18 protein-coding genes and 1 pseudogene are annotated in these 18,567 nt (G+C 35.9%); 18 read left to right on the forward strand and 1 reads right to left on the reverse strand.

The window, feature by feature from the left end:
- The first annotated feature begins 6 nt into the window (after positions 1-6).
- From spoIIIAE to EUC40_RS06125, 4 genes and pseudogenes are all read left to right on the forward strand, one after another.
- Positions 7-1,179 (forward strand): stage III sporulation protein AE, encoded by a 1,173-nt coding sequence (gene spoIIIAE, locus EUC40_RS06110; RefSeq protein ID WP_000946108.1) that lies wholly within the window; start codon positions 7-9, stop codon positions 1,177-1,179.
- Positions 1,180-1,191: 12 nt separating this feature from the next.
- Positions 1,192-1,824, forward strand: coding sequence for a stage III sporulation protein AF (gene spoIIIAF, locus EUC40_RS06115; protein WP_156574098.1), 633 nt, complete (start codon positions 1,192-1,194; stop codon positions 1,822-1,824).
- Positions 1,814-2,476 (forward strand): stage III sporulation protein AG, encoded by a 663-nt coding sequence (gene spoIIIAG / locus EUC40_RS06120; protein ID WP_071713033.1) that lies wholly within the window; start codon positions 1,814-1,816, stop codon positions 2,474-2,476. The genes spoIIIAF and spoIIIAG overlap by 11 nt, the downstream gene beginning before the upstream one ends.
- A gap of 15 nt (positions 2,477-2,491) precedes the next feature.
- Positions 2,492-3,162: pseudogene (locus tag EUC40_RS06125) on the forward strand (SpoIIIAH-like family protein).
- Between the two features lie 123 nt (positions 3,163-3,285).
- Here the strand turns inward: EUC40_RS06125 and EUC40_RS06130 are convergent.
- Positions 3,286-3,480 carry a DNA recombination protein RecO gene (locus tag EUC40_RS06130; protein ID WP_071713035.1) on the reverse strand — a complete coding sequence of 65 codons (195 nt, stop codon included), beginning with the start codon at positions 3,478-3,480 and terminating at the stop codon, positions 3,286-3,288.
- 462 nt (positions 3,481-3,942) lie between these two features.
- Between EUC40_RS06130 and accB the strand changes: the two genes are divergently transcribed.
- The 14 genes from accB (at position 3,943) to spo0A (ending at position 18,470) form a co-directional block, all read left to right on the forward strand.
- The gene (gene accB / locus EUC40_RS06135; protein WP_071713036.1) at positions 3,943-4,431 is read left to right on the forward strand and encodes an acetyl-CoA carboxylase biotin carboxyl carrier protein; all 489 of its coding nucleotides are present in this window, start codon (positions 3,943-3,945) and stop codon (positions 4,429-4,431) included.
- Positions 4,432-4,447: 16 nt separating this feature from the next.
- Positions 4,448-5,800 carry an acetyl-CoA carboxylase biotin carboxylase subunit gene (gene accC, locus EUC40_RS06140; protein ID WP_071713037.1) on the forward strand — a complete coding sequence of 451 codons (1,353 nt, stop codon included), beginning with the start codon at positions 4,448-4,450 and terminating at the stop codon, positions 5,798-5,800.
- A gap of 22 nt (positions 5,801-5,822) precedes the next feature.
- Positions 5,823-6,215, forward strand: coding sequence for an Asp23/Gls24 family envelope stress response protein (locus EUC40_RS06145; protein WP_000807630.1), 393 nt, complete (start codon positions 5,823-5,825; stop codon positions 6,213-6,215).
- A 347-nt stretch (positions 6,216-6,562) separates the two neighbouring features.
- Entirely contained in the window at positions 6,563-6,955 is a 393-nt protein-coding gene (nusB, locus tag EUC40_RS06150) for a N utilization substance protein NusB (protein WP_000830247.1), read from the forward strand.
- 23 nt (positions 6,956-6,978) lie between these two features.
- Complete coding sequence (gene folD, locus EUC40_RS06155) at positions 6,979-7,839, forward strand: bifunctional methylenetetrahydrofolate dehydrogenase/methenyltetrahydrofolate cyclohydrolase FolD (protein WP_000226742.1); 861 nt, start codon at positions 6,979-6,981, stop codon at positions 7,837-7,839.
- Positions 7,840-7,865: 26 nt separating this feature from the next.
- Complete coding sequence (gene xseA, locus EUC40_RS06160; protein WP_149177247.1) at positions 7,866-9,224, forward strand: exodeoxyribonuclease VII large subunit; 1,359 nt, start codon at positions 7,866-7,868, stop codon at positions 9,222-9,224.
- Positions 9,214-9,444 (forward strand): exodeoxyribonuclease VII small subunit, encoded by a 231-nt coding sequence (xseB, locus tag EUC40_RS06165; RefSeq protein ID WP_000428423.1) that lies wholly within the window; start codon positions 9,214-9,216, stop codon positions 9,442-9,444. The genes xseA and xseB overlap by 11 nt, the downstream gene beginning before the upstream one ends.
- A complete protein-coding gene (ispA, locus tag EUC40_RS06170; protein ID WP_156574100.1) occupies positions 9,444-10,334 on the forward strand; it encodes a (2E,6E)-farnesyl diphosphate synthase in 891 nt (296 codons plus the stop codon). Before xseB ends, ispA begins: the two co-directional genes overlap by 1 nt.
- A 301-nt stretch (positions 10,335-10,635) precedes the next feature.
- Entirely contained in the window at positions 10,636-12,528 is a 1,893-nt protein-coding gene (gene dxs, locus EUC40_RS06175; RefSeq protein ID WP_156574103.1) for a 1-deoxy-D-xylulose-5-phosphate synthase, read from the forward strand.
- Positions 12,529-12,531: 3 nt separating this feature from the next.
- Positions 12,532-13,371: a TlyA family RNA methyltransferase gene (locus EUC40_RS06180; protein ID WP_071713041.1), complete on the forward strand. Its 840-nt coding sequence runs from the start codon at positions 12,532-12,534 to the stop codon at positions 13,369-13,371.
- 142 nt (positions 13,372-13,513) lie between these two features.
- A complete protein-coding gene (argR, locus tag EUC40_RS06185; RefSeq protein ID WP_001032581.1) occupies positions 13,514-13,963 on the forward strand; it encodes an arginine repressor ArgR in 450 nt (149 codons plus the stop codon).
- Positions 13,964-14,229: 266 nt separating this feature from the next.
- Positions 14,230-15,969 (forward strand): DNA repair protein RecN, encoded by a 1,740-nt coding sequence (recN, locus tag EUC40_RS06190; protein WP_071713042.1) that lies wholly within the window; start codon positions 14,230-14,232, stop codon positions 15,967-15,969.
- Positions 15,970-16,087: 118 nt separating this feature from the next.
- Positions 16,088-17,386: a SpoIVB peptidase gene (gene spoIVB, locus EUC40_RS06195; protein ID WP_071713043.1), complete on the forward strand. Its 1,299-nt coding sequence runs from the start codon at positions 16,088-16,090 to the stop codon at positions 17,384-17,386.
- A gap of 289 nt (positions 17,387-17,675) precedes the next feature.
- Positions 17,676-18,470, forward strand: a complete 795-nt coding sequence (gene spo0A, locus EUC40_RS06200; protein ID WP_033665531.1) for a sporulation transcription factor Spo0A — start codon at positions 17,676-17,678, stop codon at positions 18,468-18,470.
- The last annotated feature ends 97 nt before the right edge of the window (positions 18,471-18,567 follow it).

The raw sequence follows: 18,567 nt of genomic DNA on the forward strand, positions 1-18,567 counted from the left end.
GAGTGAATGTTGAGGAGGTTTGGAGCTAAGCTGCTATTTGCTTGCTTCCTTTTCTTTTCTTTACCAGTTGTTGTACAAGCTTCTCCTGTAGAAACAAACGTCGTTGATCAACAATTGGATAAGCTCGGAATTGAAGATGTGAAGCAATTTTGGGACGGGCTTGTTACAAAATATGGAGGCTACTTACCAGAGAGTCAAAAAGGAAGTTTTATGGAGTTTGTAAAGGGAGAAAAAGAATTCTCTATAAAAGAGTGGATGATAGGTTTATTAAAATATTTATTTCACGAGCTTGTTGCAAACGGAAAGTTACTTGGAACGCTCATTATGCTCACAATTTTTAGTGCACTGTTGCAATCATTGCAATCTGCTTTTTCAAAGAGTAGTGTAAGTAAAATTGCTGATGCAGTTGTATATATGGTGCTTATTATTTTCGCTTTAAATAGTTTTTATGTCGTTATGACATATGCAAGAGAAACGATACAAACAATGGTAGATTTCATACTAGCACTATTACCAATTTTGCTTGCGCTCATAGCAACCGGGGGCGGTGTTGTATCTGTATCGTTTTTTCATCCGATTATCATTTTCTTGATGAATACAAGTGGGCTTCTTATGAATTATATTGTTCTACCACTTTTATTACTTGCAACGATATTAAGTATTGTAAGTACGATGAGTGATCAATATAAAGTTACGAAATTGTCCAAGCTTTTGCAAAACGTTAGTGTCGGGATTATCGGTATCTTTTTAACGATTTTTTTGGGGGTATTATCTGTACAAGGAACAGCGACAGCGGTTGCTGATGGGATAGCGGTGAAAACTGCTAAATTTGTAACAGGGAACTTTATTCCTGTAGTAGGAAGGATGTTTACAGAGGCGGCGGATACTGTTATTAGTGCGTCAGGATTATTAAAAAACACTGTCGGAATTATCGGGCTCGTCATTCTATGCTTAATTGTCGCTTTTCCAGCGATTCAAATCTTTTGTATTGCGTTTATTTATAAGTTCGCAGCAGCAGTATTGCAACCAGTTGGAGGCGGAGCGATTATTCAATGTTTAGATATCATTGGACGGAGCATCATTTACGTATTTGCTTGCTTAGCTATCGTATCATTTATGTTCTTTTTAAGTATCACAATTATTATTGCTGCGGGGAACATTACACTTATGATGCGGTAGGGGGTGGAGAGTATGCAATTTGTTACAGAATGGATTAGAAATATTATCGTTTTTTTACTCTTAGCGACAATGCTACATCTTATTCTTCCAAATTCCAATTTGCAAAAGTACGTTAAATTCGTTGTAAGTCTATTATTAGTTGTTTTAATTTTAACGCCCCTTTTTAAACTATTGCAAACAGATGTAAATGAAGTAATCGCAAATTTTAATGAAGAAAAGTACGTGGCAGAAGGATCTGTAAAAAATTCAATAGATTCGAAGAAAAAAGAAATACAAGCTCTAACACGTGCATATAGTTTAGAAGAGATGGCTACCAAAATGAAAAAAGAAGTAGGAAAAGAATTTGAGGAAAAGTATGGTATGGCAGTCTCTGAAATACAAATAGTCGCAGCGGAAAGTGCAGCGGAAGTAAAGTCAGCGAAAGATATTCAATCTGTTGTTGTGACGTTGAAAGAAAAAGAACGTAGTAAAAATGATGCAATTGAAACAGTAAAGCCAGTTGAAATTAACACGAAAGAACCTCCGAAAAAAGTAGAAGAAACGAATGTAGAAATGAAAGATTTCTTTTCAAGCAGGTGGCAACTAGAGAATAAACAAATCCAAGTTCAAATGGAAGGGAGGACAGGTAGAGTAAATGGACAATAAAGATAAAAATTCGAAGTTCTCATTTTTTCGAAACTTATTGAATGGGGATGAAAAAGAAAGCAATGAGAAGGGAAAAAAGGTGACACCTAAGTTTTTACTTGTCCTACTCATACTTGGAATTTTGCTTATGTTTTCTAGTAGTTTATTTTCAAGTAAAAAAGAAGAAGTACCTGTATTTAAAGAACAAAAAACTCAAAATCAAGAAAAAGATGTACCAACTTTCGGACAAAAAAATAACGATAGTATGTCAAATGTAGAAAAGTATGAAAAAGCGTATGAACAAGAATTAAAAGCAGCTTTAGAAGAAATAGCAGGAGTAAAAGATGTAACGATTAAAGTGAATTTGGATTCATCAGAAGAAAAAATATTAGAGAAAAATACAGTGAAACGTTCACAAACAACAGGTGAAACAGATAAGGCAGGCGGCAAGAGGGAAGTAGAGGACGAGTCTCTTGATGAAAAGACAGTCATTATACGTGAAGGGGATAAAGAAACTCCCGTTGTTTTACGAACAGAGAAACCGAAAGTGCGAGGTGTCCTTGTCGTAGCAAAGGGAGTGGATAACATACAAGTTAAAGCGATGGTAAAAGAAGCTGTCATACGGCTGCTAGATGTACCAGCTCATCGCGTTTCAGTATCACCGAAAAATTGATAGGGAGGAAATAAAGTGTTAAAAAAACAAACGGTTTGGTTATTAACGATGTTAAGTTTGGTGGTTGTACTATCTGTTTATTATGTAACAACTCCTGACAAAATGAATACAGCATCGCCGACAACAGGTGAAAAGATTGGACAAGAAAAACAAGGTACTGATAAAGCAGTAACAAATGAAACGCCAAGCAAAGAAACAACAAAAGAATCTTCAAACAAAGAAAATACAATTAAGGAAACACCAAATAAAGAAACAAATAAAGAAACAGATAAAAAAGAGAGTGCCAAAAAAGAAACAAGTAAAAAGAAGCTAACGTATCAGTTCAATCAAGTGATGAAAACTTCACAGCTTTACGTATGCAAATGGATGATCAGAGAAGTGAACAAAAAGCAAGATTACAAGAAGTAATGAATTCATCAAAATCTTCAGCAACAGAAAAGAGTAAAGCAAAAGATAATTTTGATGCAATTACTACAATGGAAACGAAACAAGAATTACTTGAAACAGTAATTAAGTCTCAAGGTGGATATAAAGATGCCCTTGTAAGAGCTGATGGAACTGACATTAGAGTAACTGTTAAAGCGGCAAAGCATTCACAAAAAGAAGCGAATAAAATTATACAGCTTGTAAGAAGTGAAGGCGGATCAAAAGATGTAGGTGTGAAATTTGATCCACCAGCAAAATAAATGGAATGTTAACCCGTGGGGAATTCCCCACGGGTTATTAGCGATTGTATGCACGTGGTAGGAAGAAATAAAGTTTTATGTACTTCAAAATAGTTAGATAAAAATAATAATAGAAAAAAGCTATCATTTTCGATAGCTTTTTTCTATATCATCTTTGAAGTTGTTTTTACTATGTTCAACTCGAAACGGAGAAATACGCTGTGAGTAAAAGATTAACGGTTCATGGTTGTGGTGATTACTTTTCCCAGATTTGACGTGGATGAAGAGAACAAATGCCCAGACCATTACGGCAGGTAAGAAGAGAATGAGCCATATCATATGTCCACACCTCGATACAATATATTTTCTACACTTTGAACATACTATTTTTATATGAAGGAACGATGAACGGTGTGTAAACAAAAAAATAATATTTGGTAAAAATATGTTATTGACTATAAATGAAGTGAAGAGTGGAGAGGGAATTGTATGTGTATTGTGTAGTATTTTTGAGAAGTAAGGAATGTTTTTTAGGAAGTGGTCTTGCCAATTTTGTGTGAAACTTGGTATTATTACTAGGTAATAATTTTTTGGTGGAATAATATTTTTACAGGAGTTTCGATTTATTACAAAGAAAAATAAATTGGAATGTTTAAAAAATTTATCGTAAGATAGGAATAGTTAATATTTCTATTAGTAAATGAAATGAATTATCTAATAGAATACATCGTATTTTTACAGCCAATCTAGTTTTAGTATCTGTAAAAACGGGACAAACAAGAGTATGGGAGTGGATTTTACATGTTTAAAATTCAAGAAGTTCGTGAATTAATTAAATTAATTGATAGCTCTAATATTGATGAATTTGAATACAAAAAAGACGGTACTACAATTAAAATGAAAAAGCGTGGTAATGAAGTTGTTGCGATGCAAGCACCTGTAGCAAAACAAGTTATGCAACCAGTGGCACCTGTTGAAGTAGAAACAACAGTGGCAGCAGCACAAGTGGAAGCACCAAAACAAGAAGAGAAGAAAGCTATTCAAAATGAAAACCTACATAAAATTACATCACCAATGGTAGGTACATTCTATTCTTCTTCTTCGCCTGATACACCTGCATATGTAAGTGTAGGGGATAGAGTATCGAAAGATTCTATCGTATGCATTGTCGAGGCTATGAAATTATTTAACGAAATCGATGCTGATGTAGATGGCGAAATTGTTGAGATTCTTGTTAATAATGGACAGCTTGTTGAGTATGGACAACCGCTATTTCTTGTAAAAGCGTAATAAGGGAGTCTTTGTGATGATAAAAAAAGTATTAATAGCCAATCGTGGGGAAATTGCTGTACGAATTATTCGTGCTTGTAAAGAAATGGATATTGAAACAGTCGCAATTTATTCAGAAGCAGATAAAGAATCACTTCACGTGCAAATTGCAGATGAGGCGTATTGTGTAGGACCAACGGTTTCAAAAGAAAGCTATTTAAATTTGACAAACATTATTAGCGTTGCGAAGTTAACGGGCTGCGATGCTATACATCCAGGATACGGATTTTTAGCAGAGAATGCAGACTTTGCAGAGTTATGTCGTGAATGTAATTTGATTTTTATCGGTCCAAGTCCAGAAGCTATTTCAAAGATGGGCACAAAAGACGTTGCTCGTGATACAATGAAAGAAGCAGGGGTTCCGATTGTACCAGGTTCACAAGGGATTATTAAAAATACCGAAGAAGCGATCGAGCTTGCTAATCAAATTGGATATCCAGTTATTATTAAAGCGACTGCAGGTGGCGGCGGAAAAGGTATTCGTGTTGCACGCCATGAAGAAGAGCTTGTAAAAGGAATTCAAATTACACAGCAAGAAGCTAGTACCGCTTTTGGGAACCCTGGTGTATACTTAGAAAAGTACGTTGAAGATTTCCGCCATGTTGAGATTCAAATAATGGCAGATGCACATGGAAATGCCATTCATTTAGGAGAGCGTGATTGTACAATTCAGCGCCGTTTGCAAAAACTATTAGAAGAAAGTCCATCACCTGCGCTTGATGAAAATATTCGCAAGCAAATGGGTGAGGCGGCAGTTAAAGCGGCGGTAGCGGTTGATTATACAGGTGCTGGTACGGTTGAGTTTATTTATGAATATAAAACGAAAAGCTTTTATTTCATGGAGATGAATACGAGAATTCAAGTTGAGCATCCGGTTACTGAAATGGTAACAGGAATGGACTTAATTAAAGAGCAAATTCTTGTTGCTTCTGGAGAAAAGTTATCGTTACAGCAAGAAGAAGTACAATTTAATGGTTGGGCAATTGAATGTCGAATTAATGCGGAAAACCCTGCCAAAAAATTTATGCCATCTCCAGGTAAAGTAGAAATGTACTTACCACCAGGCGGATTTGGTATTCGCGTCGATTCAGCTGTATATCCGGGATATTCAATCCCACCTTTCTATGATTCGATGGTTGCTAAATTAATTGTTCACGGAAAAACACGTGAAGAGGCAATTGCAAAAATGAAGCGAGCGCTTAGTGAATTTGTCATTGAAGGCGTACATACAACAATCCCGTTCCATTTGCAATTGCTAGATCATCCTGATTTTGTAAAAGGTGAGTTTAATACGAAATTTTTGGAAGAGCATGAACTTGTGACGCAGTGATACATTAAAGGAGGTTTTTTTCATGGCTGAACATATGTTAGATATGGGTCAAGATACAACTCTTGGTAAAGTAGAAATTGCACCAGAAGTAATCGAAGTAATTGCTGGTATTGCAGCTGCTGAGGTAGAAGGCGTAGCGGCAATGCGTGGTAATTTTGCTACAGATGTTGTTGAGAAGTTAGGTAAGAAAAATCATGGTAAAGGTGTAAAGGTTGAATTAGCAAACGAAGATATTATCGTTGACCTTTATGTTGTAATGTATTTTGGCGTAGCAATTCCAGTTGTTGCACAAAAGATTCAAGACAACATTCGCCAAGCACTCTTTACAATGACAGGACTTGAGCCAAAAGAAGTGAATGTTCACATCGTTGGCGTAACATTCGAAACACAAAAAACAGAAATCGAACCAGTGTAAGAATGAAAAAGGTGCCTAGTAACATAGGCATCTTTTTTATCGTTTCGTTTCTTCACAAATTACAACCCTCTAATTATTATACTATTTCAAAAAATGAGAAATAAAAAAGAAAATATTTCGTTTTTCCAAAAAACGTACATTGTGATAAGATATGGAACTTGAAGTTAATCTTTTTATTATTTTTCAGCCTTGTAACCCGTGTGTGAAACGATAAATTGTGTTATTATCATTGTATTATAAGGTTGGAAAATCAATGAAAACTGTAAGAGTAAGTGAATTGACGGCTTATAAATTATAATAATATAACAAAGCATAAGGAAAGACTTGAAGCATAAAGGAGAGTTACAATGAAACGTAGGACGGCTAGAGAAAGAGCTATGCAAGCATTATATCAAATGGATATTACAGGTGAATTAGAACCGAAAGTAGCGGTGGAAAATACGCTAGATGAAGGTGAAGAAACAAATGAGTTTCTAGAATCACTTGTTGTAGGTTTTGTAGAAAATAAAGAAGCAATTGATGAAGCAATTCGTCAAAATTTAAAAAAGTGGAAGCTTGAGCGTATTAGTATTGTTGATCGCAGTATTTTACGTGTAGCTGTGTATGAAATGAAATACATGGAAGAAATTCCACACAATGTAACAATTAACGAGGCAATTGAAATTGCTAAAACATTTGGGGATGAGGAATCTCGTCGTTTTATTAACGGCGTTTTATCTAATATAAAAGATACACTGTAATTTCTTTAAGGGGGAATCTTAAAATGGTAGCAGTAATCATCAAAGGAAATGAAGTTGCGGAGAAAAAACGAACACAATTAACAGAAGAAGTTGTGAAGTTGAAAGAGCAAGGGATTGTACCAGGATTAGCAGTTATTCTAGTTGGAGAAGATCCAGCATCTCGTTCTTACGTAAAAGGAAAAGAAAAAGGCTGTGAACAAGTAGGGATTTATTCAGAGCTAATTGAACTTCCTGAAACAATTACTGAGGAACGTTTGCTTGCTGAAATCGATCGCCTAAATGGCGATGACCGTATTAATGGCATATTAGTGCAATTACCTTTACCAAAACATATTGAAGAAAAAGCTATCATTGAAAGAATTTCACCAGAAAAGGATGTAGATGGATTTCACCCAATCAGCGTGGGACGTATGATGACGGGGCAAGATACATTCCTTCCATGTACACCGCATGGTATTGTAGAACTAGTAAAAGAAACGAATCTTGATATTTCGGGAAAACATGTTGTAGTAATTGGAAGAAGTAATATTGTCGGCAAACCAGTGGGACAATTGTTCTTAAATGAAAATGCAACTGTCACATACTGTCATTCTAAGACGCAAAATATGAAAGAGTTATCGAAGTTAGCGGACATTTTAATCGTAGCAGTTGGACGACCTAAAATGATAACAGCTGATTACATTAAAGAAGGAGCAGTTGTTATTGACGTTGGTGTAAATCGCCTAGAAACAGGAAAGCTTTGTGGTGATGTTGATTTTGACAACGTATTAGATGTTGCAGGTTACATTACGCCTGTTCCAAAGGGTGTTGGTCCAATGACGATTACAATGCTTCTTCATAATACTGTTGAATCTGCCAAGCGTGCAGGTGTTGTTTGTAAATAATTTGAATCGGCTATGAGGAGAGAGAGATGGAGAAACAATATTTAACCGTTACAGCATTAACACGCTATATAAAAACAAAAATAGAATACGACCCGCATTTGCAGTCTGTTTGGTTAAAAGGTGAAATTTCCAACTTTAAAAATCATAGTCGTGGTCATATGTATTTTACATTGAAAGATGAAAATGCAAGAATTGCAGCGGTTATGTTTGCGGGTCATAATCGTAATATTAAATTCAGACCAGAGAATGGAATGAAGGTACTCGTGAAAGGGAAAATCTCTGTTTACGAGGCGAGTGGTTCTTATCAAATTTATATTCAAGACATGCAACCTGATGGAATCGGAAACTTGCATTTAGCTTACGAACAGTTAAAAGTTCGTTTAGAGGAAGAAGGTTTGTTTTCTCAAGTTTATAAAAAAACAATTCCTCCGTATGCTAAAACAATAGGTGTGATTACGTCGCCAACAGGAGCAGCGATTCGTGATATTATAACAACGATTAAACGTCGTTATCCAATTGGAAATGTTATTGTATTTCCAGTACTTGTACAGGGGGAGTCAGCAGCTCCCTCAATTGTACAAGCAATTCGTACAGCGAATGAAATGGGAGAGATAGATGTACTAATCGTTGGACGCGGAGGAGGTTCTATTGAGGAATTGTGGGCTTTCAACGAAGAAATGGTTGCAAGAGCAATCTTTAAAAGTGAAATTCCTATTATTTCGGCAGTAGGCCATGAAACGGATTTTACAATCGCAGATTTTGTTGCAGATTTACGCGCGCCAACACCGACTGCAGCAGCTGAGCTGGCAGCACCTAACATTATAGAGTTGCAAGAAAAGGTATTACAAAGAACTCTCAGATTGCAAAGAGCGATGAGAGAGTTAGTACATAAAAAAGAAGAAAAATTACAAGTATTGCAAAAATCTTATGCGTTCCGTTATCCAAGACAAGTATATGAGCAAAAGGAAGAGCAATTAGATCGAGCATTAGAACAGCTTGTGTTAGCGAAAGAGCGCTATATTGATAAAAAAGTAAACCAGTTAAAACAGCTTTCATTTTATTTAGAGAAGCACCACCCATCTCAAAAAATTATGCAAACGAAGGTAGCAGTTGAAACGTTGCAAAAACAATTGCAACGTGAAATGCAAACGTTACTTCAAACGAAAGAATTTGCCTTCGTAAGAGCAGCTCAAAAACTTGAAGCATTAAGTCCTCTTAAAGTAATGATGAGAGGGTATGGGCTTGTATATGGTGAAGAGAAGCAAGTGTTAAAAAGTGTGAAAGATGTGAGCCTTGGAGATGCTGTTTCAGTTCAATTACAAGATGGAATACTAGATTGTAGCGTATCAGGCATAGAGGAGCGTGAATTGAATAATGGAAAATAAATTAAGCTTTGAAGAGGCAATTTCGCAACTTGAGCATCTCGTTTCTAAGCTAGAGCAAGGTGACGTACCTTTAGAAGAAGCAATCTCTTATTTTAAAGAGGGTATGGAGTTATCGAAGCTTTGTGATGAGAAATTGAAGAATGTACAAGAACAAATGGCAGTTATTCTTGGGGAAGATGGAGAGCTTGAACCGTTTACTGCTTTAGGAGATGAAGCATAGTGACTATCGCTTTTGATACTTTTTTGAAAGAAAGTAAAACTTTCGTAGAAGAGAAACTTGTAAGTTATGCAAATGAATTACAATGTCCTAATGTACTTCGTGAAGCGATGGCATATTCTTTGGAAGCGGGTGGAAAACGTCTCCGCCCGTTACTTTTATTTGCAACATTACAAGCGTTTGGGAAAGAAAGAAATCTTGGAGTAGGTGCAGCTTGTGCTCTTGAAATGATTCATACATACTCATTAGTTCATGATGATTTACCTTGTATGGATGATGATGATTTAAGAAGAGGAAAGCCCACAAATCATAAAGTATTTGGTGAAGCGATGGCAGTTTTAGCGGGAGATGGTTTGTTGACGTATGCTTTTCAAGTAATTATGGCATATGAGCAAAAGGAAATCTCTGCTGAAAAAAAAGTAAGACTTGTACTTGAACTTGCAAAGGCAGCAGGACCCGAAGGAATGGTTGGCGGACAAGTGGCAGATATGGAAGCTGAGGGGAAATTGCTTACAATTAATGAATTGGAGTATATCCATAAGCATAAGACAGGGAAACTGCTTGAATTCGCTGTACTTGCAGGAGCGATACTTTCTGATGCCACAGAAGAGCAGGAAAAAAACTTACTTACGTTTGCAAAATATATCGGTCTAGCTTTCCAAATTCGAGATGATATTTTAGATGTAGAAGGAACCGAAGAAGAGATTGGAAAACCGATTGGTAGTGATGTTTCAAATGAAAAGAGCACATATACAACGTTATTTACTGTAGATAGAGCAAAAGATATTTTAGAAGACACAATTGCAAAAGCAAAAGATGCAATCAGCTCCTTGCAATTACAAGATGAATATCTAGTATCTATTTGCGACTTGATTGCAAAACGTAATAACTAATATAACAGCGTTTTCATTTGTTGAGTCATTTATCATTTTATGATATAAATGTAGGAAAAGGTTTTTCTTTTCTTGTTATTGGCAAAAATATATGTAGATTACATTGCCGTTATCACTTCGTGTTAGCGGCTATTTTTTTCATCGCCTAAAGAAATATGGTTTATAATAAGATTAGGGCACAATAGACTGGTTAATAGCAAAACAAGATGAAAAATAAAAAAGAGAATTTCTTGTGTTGTGTAAATGTTTCTTATAGTATTTGACATGTTGACAGATTATGAAATGAAAGTGAGTGATCCATGTGGATCTAACGCAAATTCAAAACCCTAGTTTTTTGAAAGATATGTCTATCAGTGAACTAGAGGGATTGAGTGAGGATATTCGTAAGTTTTTAATTGAAGAGCTCTCTCAAACAGGTGGACATATTGCACCTAATTTAGGTGTAGTAGAACTCACAATTGCTCTGCATAAATTATTTGATAGTCCGAAAGATAAATTTTTATGGGACGTAGGACATCAATCCTATGTACATAAAATTTTAACAGGACGTGCAAAAGAATTCGGCACATTAAGGCAATATCAAGGACTATGTGGTTTCCCAAAACGTTGCGAGAGTGAGCACGATGTATGGGAAACGGGCCATAGCTCGACATCATTATCTGCTGCAATGGGAATGGCTTTAGCACGTGATTTAAAGAAAACGAAAGAATATGTTATACCAATCATTGGAGATGGTGCTTTAACAGGCGGAATGGCTTTAGAGGCATTGAACCATATTGGACATGAAAAAACAGACATGATTGTTATTTTGAATGACAATGAAATGTCAATTGCACCAAACGTTGGTGCGCTTCATAATGTACTTGGACGTCTACGTACCGCGGGAAAATACCATTGGGTAAAAGACGAACTAGAGTATATATTAAAGAAAATCCCAGCAGTCGGTGGGAAAGTTGCTGCGACAGCAGAGAAAATAAAAGATAGTCTTAAATATTTACTCGTATCTGGCGTCTTTTTTGAAGAGTTAGGCTTTACATACTTAGGTCCAGTCGATGGACACGATTATGAAAAGCTATTCGAAACGTTGCAATATGCAAAGAAAACAAAAGGCCCAGTGCTTGTTCATGTTATTACGAAAAAAGGAAAAGGTTATAAACCAGCTGAGAGTGATGTTATAGGAACTTGGCATGGAACAGGACCTTATAAAATTGAATCAGGTGACTTCGTTAAACCGAAAGAAGTTGCACCAGCATGGAGTGCTGTTGTTAGTGAAACAGTACTTAAGCTAGCGAGAACGGACGAGCGTATCGTTGCAATTACACCTGCAATGCCTGTTGGATCGAAACTTGAGAAATTCCAAAAAGAATTCCCGGATCGTATGATTGATGTAGGTATTGCAGAACAGCATGCTACAACAATGGCAGCGGGTATGGCAACGCAAGGTATGAAGCCATTCTTAGCGATTTATTCAACATTTTTACAAAGAGCATATGATCAAGTTGTTCATGATATATGCCGCCAAAATTTAAATGTTTTCATCGGAATCGATCGCTCTGGTTTAGTAGGCGCAGATGGTGAAACGCATCAAGGTGTATTTGACATCTCATTCTTACGTCACTTGCCGAATATAGTAATTATGATGCCAAAAGATGAAAATGAAGGGCAACATTTAGTATATACGGCGATGCAATATGAAGATGGACCAATCGCATTACGTTATGCGCGTGGTAATGGACTTGGTGTTCATATGGATGAAGAATTAAAGGCGATTCCAATCGGTTCATGGGAAACGTTAAAAGAAGGTACACAAGCGGCTATTTTAACGTTTGGTACGACAATACCAATGGCAATGGAAGCAGCTGAGCGTCTTGAAAAAGCTGGAGTTTCAGTGAAAGTAGTGAACGCTCGCTTTATTAAACCGATGGATGAAGCATATTTACATGATCTCTTAGGAAAAAATATACCGATTTTAACGATTGAAGAAGCTTGTTTAATCGGTGGTTTTGGAACAGGAGTAGTTGAATTTGCATCTGAGAATGGGTACCATAGTACATTAATTGAACGAATGGGTATTCCGGATCGTTTCATAGAGCATGGTAGTGTAACAAAATTATTAGAAGAAATTGGTTTAACGACAGAAGCAGTTGTAGACCGTATTCATACAATGATTCCATCAAAACAAAAAAGGGCGTAACAAATGAGTGCAAAAAAAGAAAGAGTAGACGTACTATTAGTAGAGCGAGGACTTATAGAAACACGTGAGAAAGCAAAACGCGCCATTATGGCAGGTCTTGTATATGCAAATGAGATGAGACTTGATAAGCCAGGAGAGAAAATCCCACAAGATACAGAAATTACGGTGAAGGGACAAGTTATGCCGTACGTAAGCCGTGGTGGTTATAAACTTGAAAAGGCATTAGAGACATTCCATCTTGATTTACAAGATAAAGTTATGATAGATATTGGTTCATCAACTGGTGGCTTTACGGATTGTGCGCTTCAAAATGGAGCGAAATTATCTTATGCATTAGATGTAGGATACAATCAACTTGCGTGGAAATTACGTCAAGATGAGCGTGTTGTCGTAATGGAACGAACAAACTTCCGTTACGTAACACCAGCAGATTTAGAACGTGGTTTACCGCAATTTGCTAGTATCGATGTTTCATTTATATCATTAAAGCTTATATTGCCAGTTTTAAAAACAATGCTAATGCCTAATGGGGACGTAGCAGCGTTAATTAAACCGCAGTTTGAAGCTGGAAGAGAGCAAGTTGGGAAAAAAGGTATCGTTCGCGATAGAAAAGTACATGAAGCTGTCGTAGAAATGATTGTCGATTTTGCTTTAAAAGAAGGATACAATGTAGAAGGTTTAACATTCTCACCAATTACGGGCGGGGATGGTAATATTGAATTTTTAATCCATCTGAAATGGCATGGTGAACGTGAGAATGGCGAAAATCATTCTCCAGTTTCTGTTGAGCAAGTTGTTACAGAAGCGCATGACGTTCTAAAACAAAAAGGAAAAGGGGAATAACATATGTTGTTCCTCTTTTTGTTGTAATTGTATAATGATTGTAAAAACAATTGTGTACAAGTAACGAATTATACGTTAACATAAATAAGTGAAGTATACCAATGTTTAAACTATGGTAAGAGATAGTGTGAGGTGCAAATGTATGAATAAAGGTCAGCGCCATATTAAAATCAGGGAAATTATTGCGAACAAAGAAATTGAAACACAAGATGAATTAGTTGATATTTTACGTAATGAGGGATTTAATGTAACGCAAGCGACAGTATCGCGCGATATTAAAGAGCTGCACTTAGTGAAAGTGCCATTACATGATGGTCGCTATAAATATAGCTTGCCAGCAGATCAACGATTTAACCCGTTGCAAAAATTAAAACGAAATCTAGTGGATTCATTTGTAAAATTAGACACGGCAGGACATATGCTTGTGCTAAAAACATTGCCTGGTAACGCTCATTCACTTGGGGCACTTATTGATCATTTAGAGTGGGATGAGATCATCGGAACCATCTGTGGTGATGATACTTGCTTAATTATTTGCCGTACACCTGAAGACACAGGTGTTGTCTCTGATCGTTTCTTAAATATGCTGTAACAAAAAAATCTTGTTTACTTTCCTCTATAAAGTGGAAAGTAAACAGGATATTTTTATGGATTAAAAATATGTATTTTCAATTGCAATATAATATTTTGTTCGAATAAAGTAAGAAAATAGGTGGATTGACCCGTAAAACAAATGTTTGGTACAATGGAGCGGGTTAGAAAAGTAATATATACATAAAACATATAGTATGACTATTTGAATAAAGAACTGAGAAAAGCCCTAATAGGGGATTAGTTTATAACGAGGTGAATGGGGCATTGTTATCGGAATTATCGATTAGAAACTTTGCTATTATTGAGGCATTAAATATTTCTTTTCAAAAAGGTTTAACGGTTTTAAGTGGTGAAACAGGGGCCGGGAAATCGATTATTATTGATGCGATTAGTTTGCTTGTAGGTGGCCGTGGTTCAGCAGAATTTGTTCGATACGGAACAGAAAAAGCTGAGATAGAAGGGCTATTTTATGTTGAAGATGATAAGCATCCATGTATTGCAAAGGCAGAAGAATTGGATATAGAAATAGAAGATGGCATGATTATTTTGAAGCGAGACATCGCTGCAAACGGAAAGAGTGTATGTCGTGTAAATGGAAAACTGGTTACACTTAGTATATTAAAAGAAATTGGGAAAACGCTTGTTGATATTCATGGACAGCATGAAACACAAGATTTAATGAATGAAGAGCGTCACCTATTTATGCTCGATCATTTTGATGGAGAGCGTATTGTTAAACAATTAGGTATATATCAAAACGTATACGCTGACTACGAGAAATTAAAAAAACAGTTGAAATCGTTAAGTGAAAATGAACAACAAATGGCACATCGCTTAGATTTAATTCAATTCCAACATGAAGAAATTCGTAAGGCGGATTTAAAGATGGATGAAGAAAATGAATTAATTGAGGAACGATTGCAAATTTCTAATTTTGAAAAGATTTATAAAGCGTTAGGTGATGCATATCGTTCGTTAAGTGCTGACGGACAAGGATTAGATAATGTAAGAAGCGCAATGGGACAAATGGAGAGTATCACACATTTAGATGAAGTGTATCAGGAAAATCATGATTCAATTGCAAATAGCTATTATTTATTAGAAGAAGTGGCGTATCAACTTAGAGAAAAGCTCGATATGATGGAATATGATCCGAATCGTCTAGATGAAATTGAGACACGTTTAAATGAAATTCGTATGTTAAAGAGAAAATATGGAAATACTGTAGAAGAGATTTTAGCGTATGCTGATAAAATTGAACAAGAAATTTTTACAATTGAAAATAAAGATGTTCATATTGAAACGACGAAGAAACAGTTAAAGGAATTAGAAAGTGTTATTCTGCAAGAAGCAACGTTATTAAGTACTATGCGTCATGAGCTTGCAGAGCATCTTACAAATGCCATTCATCAGGAATTAAAAGAATTATATATGGAAAAAACGAAATTTGAAGTGAGAATCATGAAGAGAGAAGGAAATGCAGAAGAACCTCTTGTGGAAGGTACACCAGTAAGACTGACGGCGGATGGTTATGATCATGTGGAATTTTATATTTCAACGAACCCAGGTGAACCGCTAAAACCACTTTCAAAGGTCGCTTCCGGCGGGGAGTTATCTCGTATTATTTTAGCTTTAAAAAGTATTTTTTCTAAGCATCAAGGTGTTGCGTCTGTTATTTTTGATGAAGTGGATACAGGTGTGAGTGGTCGAGTTGCACAGGCTATTGCGGAGAAGATTTATCGTGTATCAGTAAACTCGCAAGTACTTTGTATTACGCACTTACCTCAAGTAGCTTCAATGGCGGATTCACATTTATTTATTCGAAAACAGGTAGCGAATGATCGGACAATTACATCAGTTACTGTTTTAACTATGGAGGATAAAGTAACAGAAATAGCTCGAATGATTTCTGGTGTGGAAATTACGGATTTAACGACAGAACATGCGAAAGAGTTACTTACGCAAGCGCATCATTTTAAACAGACAGCAGAGGCTATCCAGTAATGGATAGCTTTTTTTCTCAAATGACGATTTCTTAATTCTTCCGGTTATAAATAAAGCATTGCAAGGAGAGATTAAAAAGTGAAGCCAAGAGGCTGAATGTGGGGTAGGAGCGAGGAGAGTGAACAAATTGAAATTAGAAAGATTTCGCAAAATAATAGGTCTTTGTCTCCTTGTTTCTTTAGTTTTTATTGGATGTTTTAAACCGCTTCGAACGTTTATTTCATCACCGAAACAACTTGTTATTTTTGAAGGGCAACAATCAGAAATAGCTTCATTACCCGTTTTTCAAGCTTCATCTACAGATCGTCATGTATTTACAGTGAGTTCGAACGAACAAAAACAAGGACTTATGGTAAATTCTCATCAAAATGGTGAAGCAGATATGGTGTTTCAGCTTGCTGGTTTTCCAGTGAAAAAAGTAAATGTAAAAGTGCTGAAAGATTTTAAAGTTATTCCAGGTGGACAATCGATTGGTGTGAAATTAAACACAAAAGGTGTACTTGTTGTAGGCCATCATTTAATTCAAACTGAAAAAGGTAAAATATCTCCTGGTGAAACAGCAGGCGTGCAAATTGGAGATATGATTACTGAAATTAATGGTAAAACAATTGAAAGAATGAGTGATGTAGCACCATTTGTTCATAGTAGTGGTGAAACAGGTGAGCCGCTTAATCTTGTTTTGTTACGAGATGGAAAATACATTCGCACTAAGTTAACACCACAAAAAGATAGTGGTGAATCGTCTTATCGTATTGGCTTATATATTCGAGATTCGGCAGCTGGAATCGGAACGATGACATTTGTTCATCCAGATTCTATGAAATACGGGGCGCTTGGTCATGTTATTTCTGATAATGACACAAAAAAACCGATTCAAGTTGAAGATGGGCAAATTATGCGTTCAACAGTTACATCAATTGAAAGAGGAAGTCATGGGAATCCAGGAGAGAAATTAGCGAGGTTCTCACCAGATCGTGAAGTGATTGGTAATATTACAATAAATAGTCCATTTGGAATTTTTGGGAAATTAAATACAAATATGACAAATGGTATAATGGATAAAGCAATGCCTATTGCATTATCAAATCAAGTAAAAGAGGGACCAGCAAAGATTTTAACAGTTATTGATCAAGATAAAGTAGAATCGTTTGATATTGAAGTTGTTAGTACAGTGCCGCAAAAATTTCCAGCTACAAAAGGTATGGTTATCAAAGTAACAGATAAACGTTTATTAGCGAAAACGGGTGGTATTGTACAAGGAATGAGTGGAAGCCCAATCGTACAAAACGGGAAAGTAATTGGTGCTGTTACGCATGTATTTGTAAACGATCCAACGTCAGGATACGGTGTTCATATTGAATGGATGTTACATGAGGCTGGAATTAATATTTATGATCAAGAAAAAAAAGCGAGCTAATTTATTAATTAGCTCGCTTTTTCTGTTTAAAAATTCGTTGAAATTTTGTAAAAGCTCCGCAAGAGGTGTTTTTTGTTGTAAAATAAAAGGAAAGGGTTGAACGTTTCGTTGTATTTCTATGATGGAATGTGTTGTGAAAGGGAAAAAATGAACGATAAACATATTTTTTTGTGATTTTATCGGAAAGTAACAAACTTTAAAAGGGAATTTTCACACAATTGTCGAACAATTCATGTAGCCTAGAAGGATACACATGTCGGAGAATCGATTCGGTAAGGGAGGAAAAGCTGTGGAGAAAATTAAAGTATGTCTTGTGGATGATAATAAAGAATTAGTATCAATGCTAGAGAGTTATGTTGCTGCTCAAGATGATATGGAAGTAATCGGAACTGCTTATAATGGACAAGAGTGTTTAAACTTATTGAAAGACAGGCAGCCAGATGTACTCGTATTAGACATTATTATGCCACATCTAGATGGTTTAGCTGTATTAGAAAAAATGCGCCATATTGAAAGGCTAAGACAGCCTAGCGTAATTATGTTAACAGCATTTGGACAAGAAGATGTGACGAAAAAAGCAGTTGATTTAGGTGCTTCATATTTCATATTAAAACCATTTGATATGGAGAATTTAACAAGTCATATTCGTCAAGTGAGTGGTAAGGTAAACGCTACCATTAAACGTCCATTGCCATCTTTCCGATCAGCGACAACAGTAGATGGAAAACCGAAAAACTTAGATGCGAGTATTACGAGTATCATTCATGAAATTGGTGTACCTGCTCATATTAAAGGGTATATGTATTTACGAGAAGCGATCTCTATGGTATACAATGACATCGAATTATTAGGATCTATTACGAAAGTATTATATCCAGATATCGCAAAAAAGTATAATACAACAGCAAGTCGTGTTGAACGAGCAATCCGTCACGCAATAGAGGTAGCTTGGAGCCGTGGGAATATAGATTCTATTTCGTCCTTATTCGGTTATACAGTATCCATGTCAAAAGCAAAACCTACGAATTCTGAATTCATTGCGATGGTTGCGGATAAGCTGAGACTGGAACATAAGGCTAGCTGAGAGTAGGTATACTAAAGAGTTTACTCTTTAATGAAACCGATGAATTATTGAATTTCATACTGAATATCGATTTTAAAACAAATAAATTGTTTTACCT

This window comes from Bacillus luti (assembly GCF_009739945.1).
GTDB classification, from domain to species: Bacteria; Bacillota; Bacilli; order Bacillales; family Bacillaceae_G; genus Bacillus_A; species Bacillus_A luti.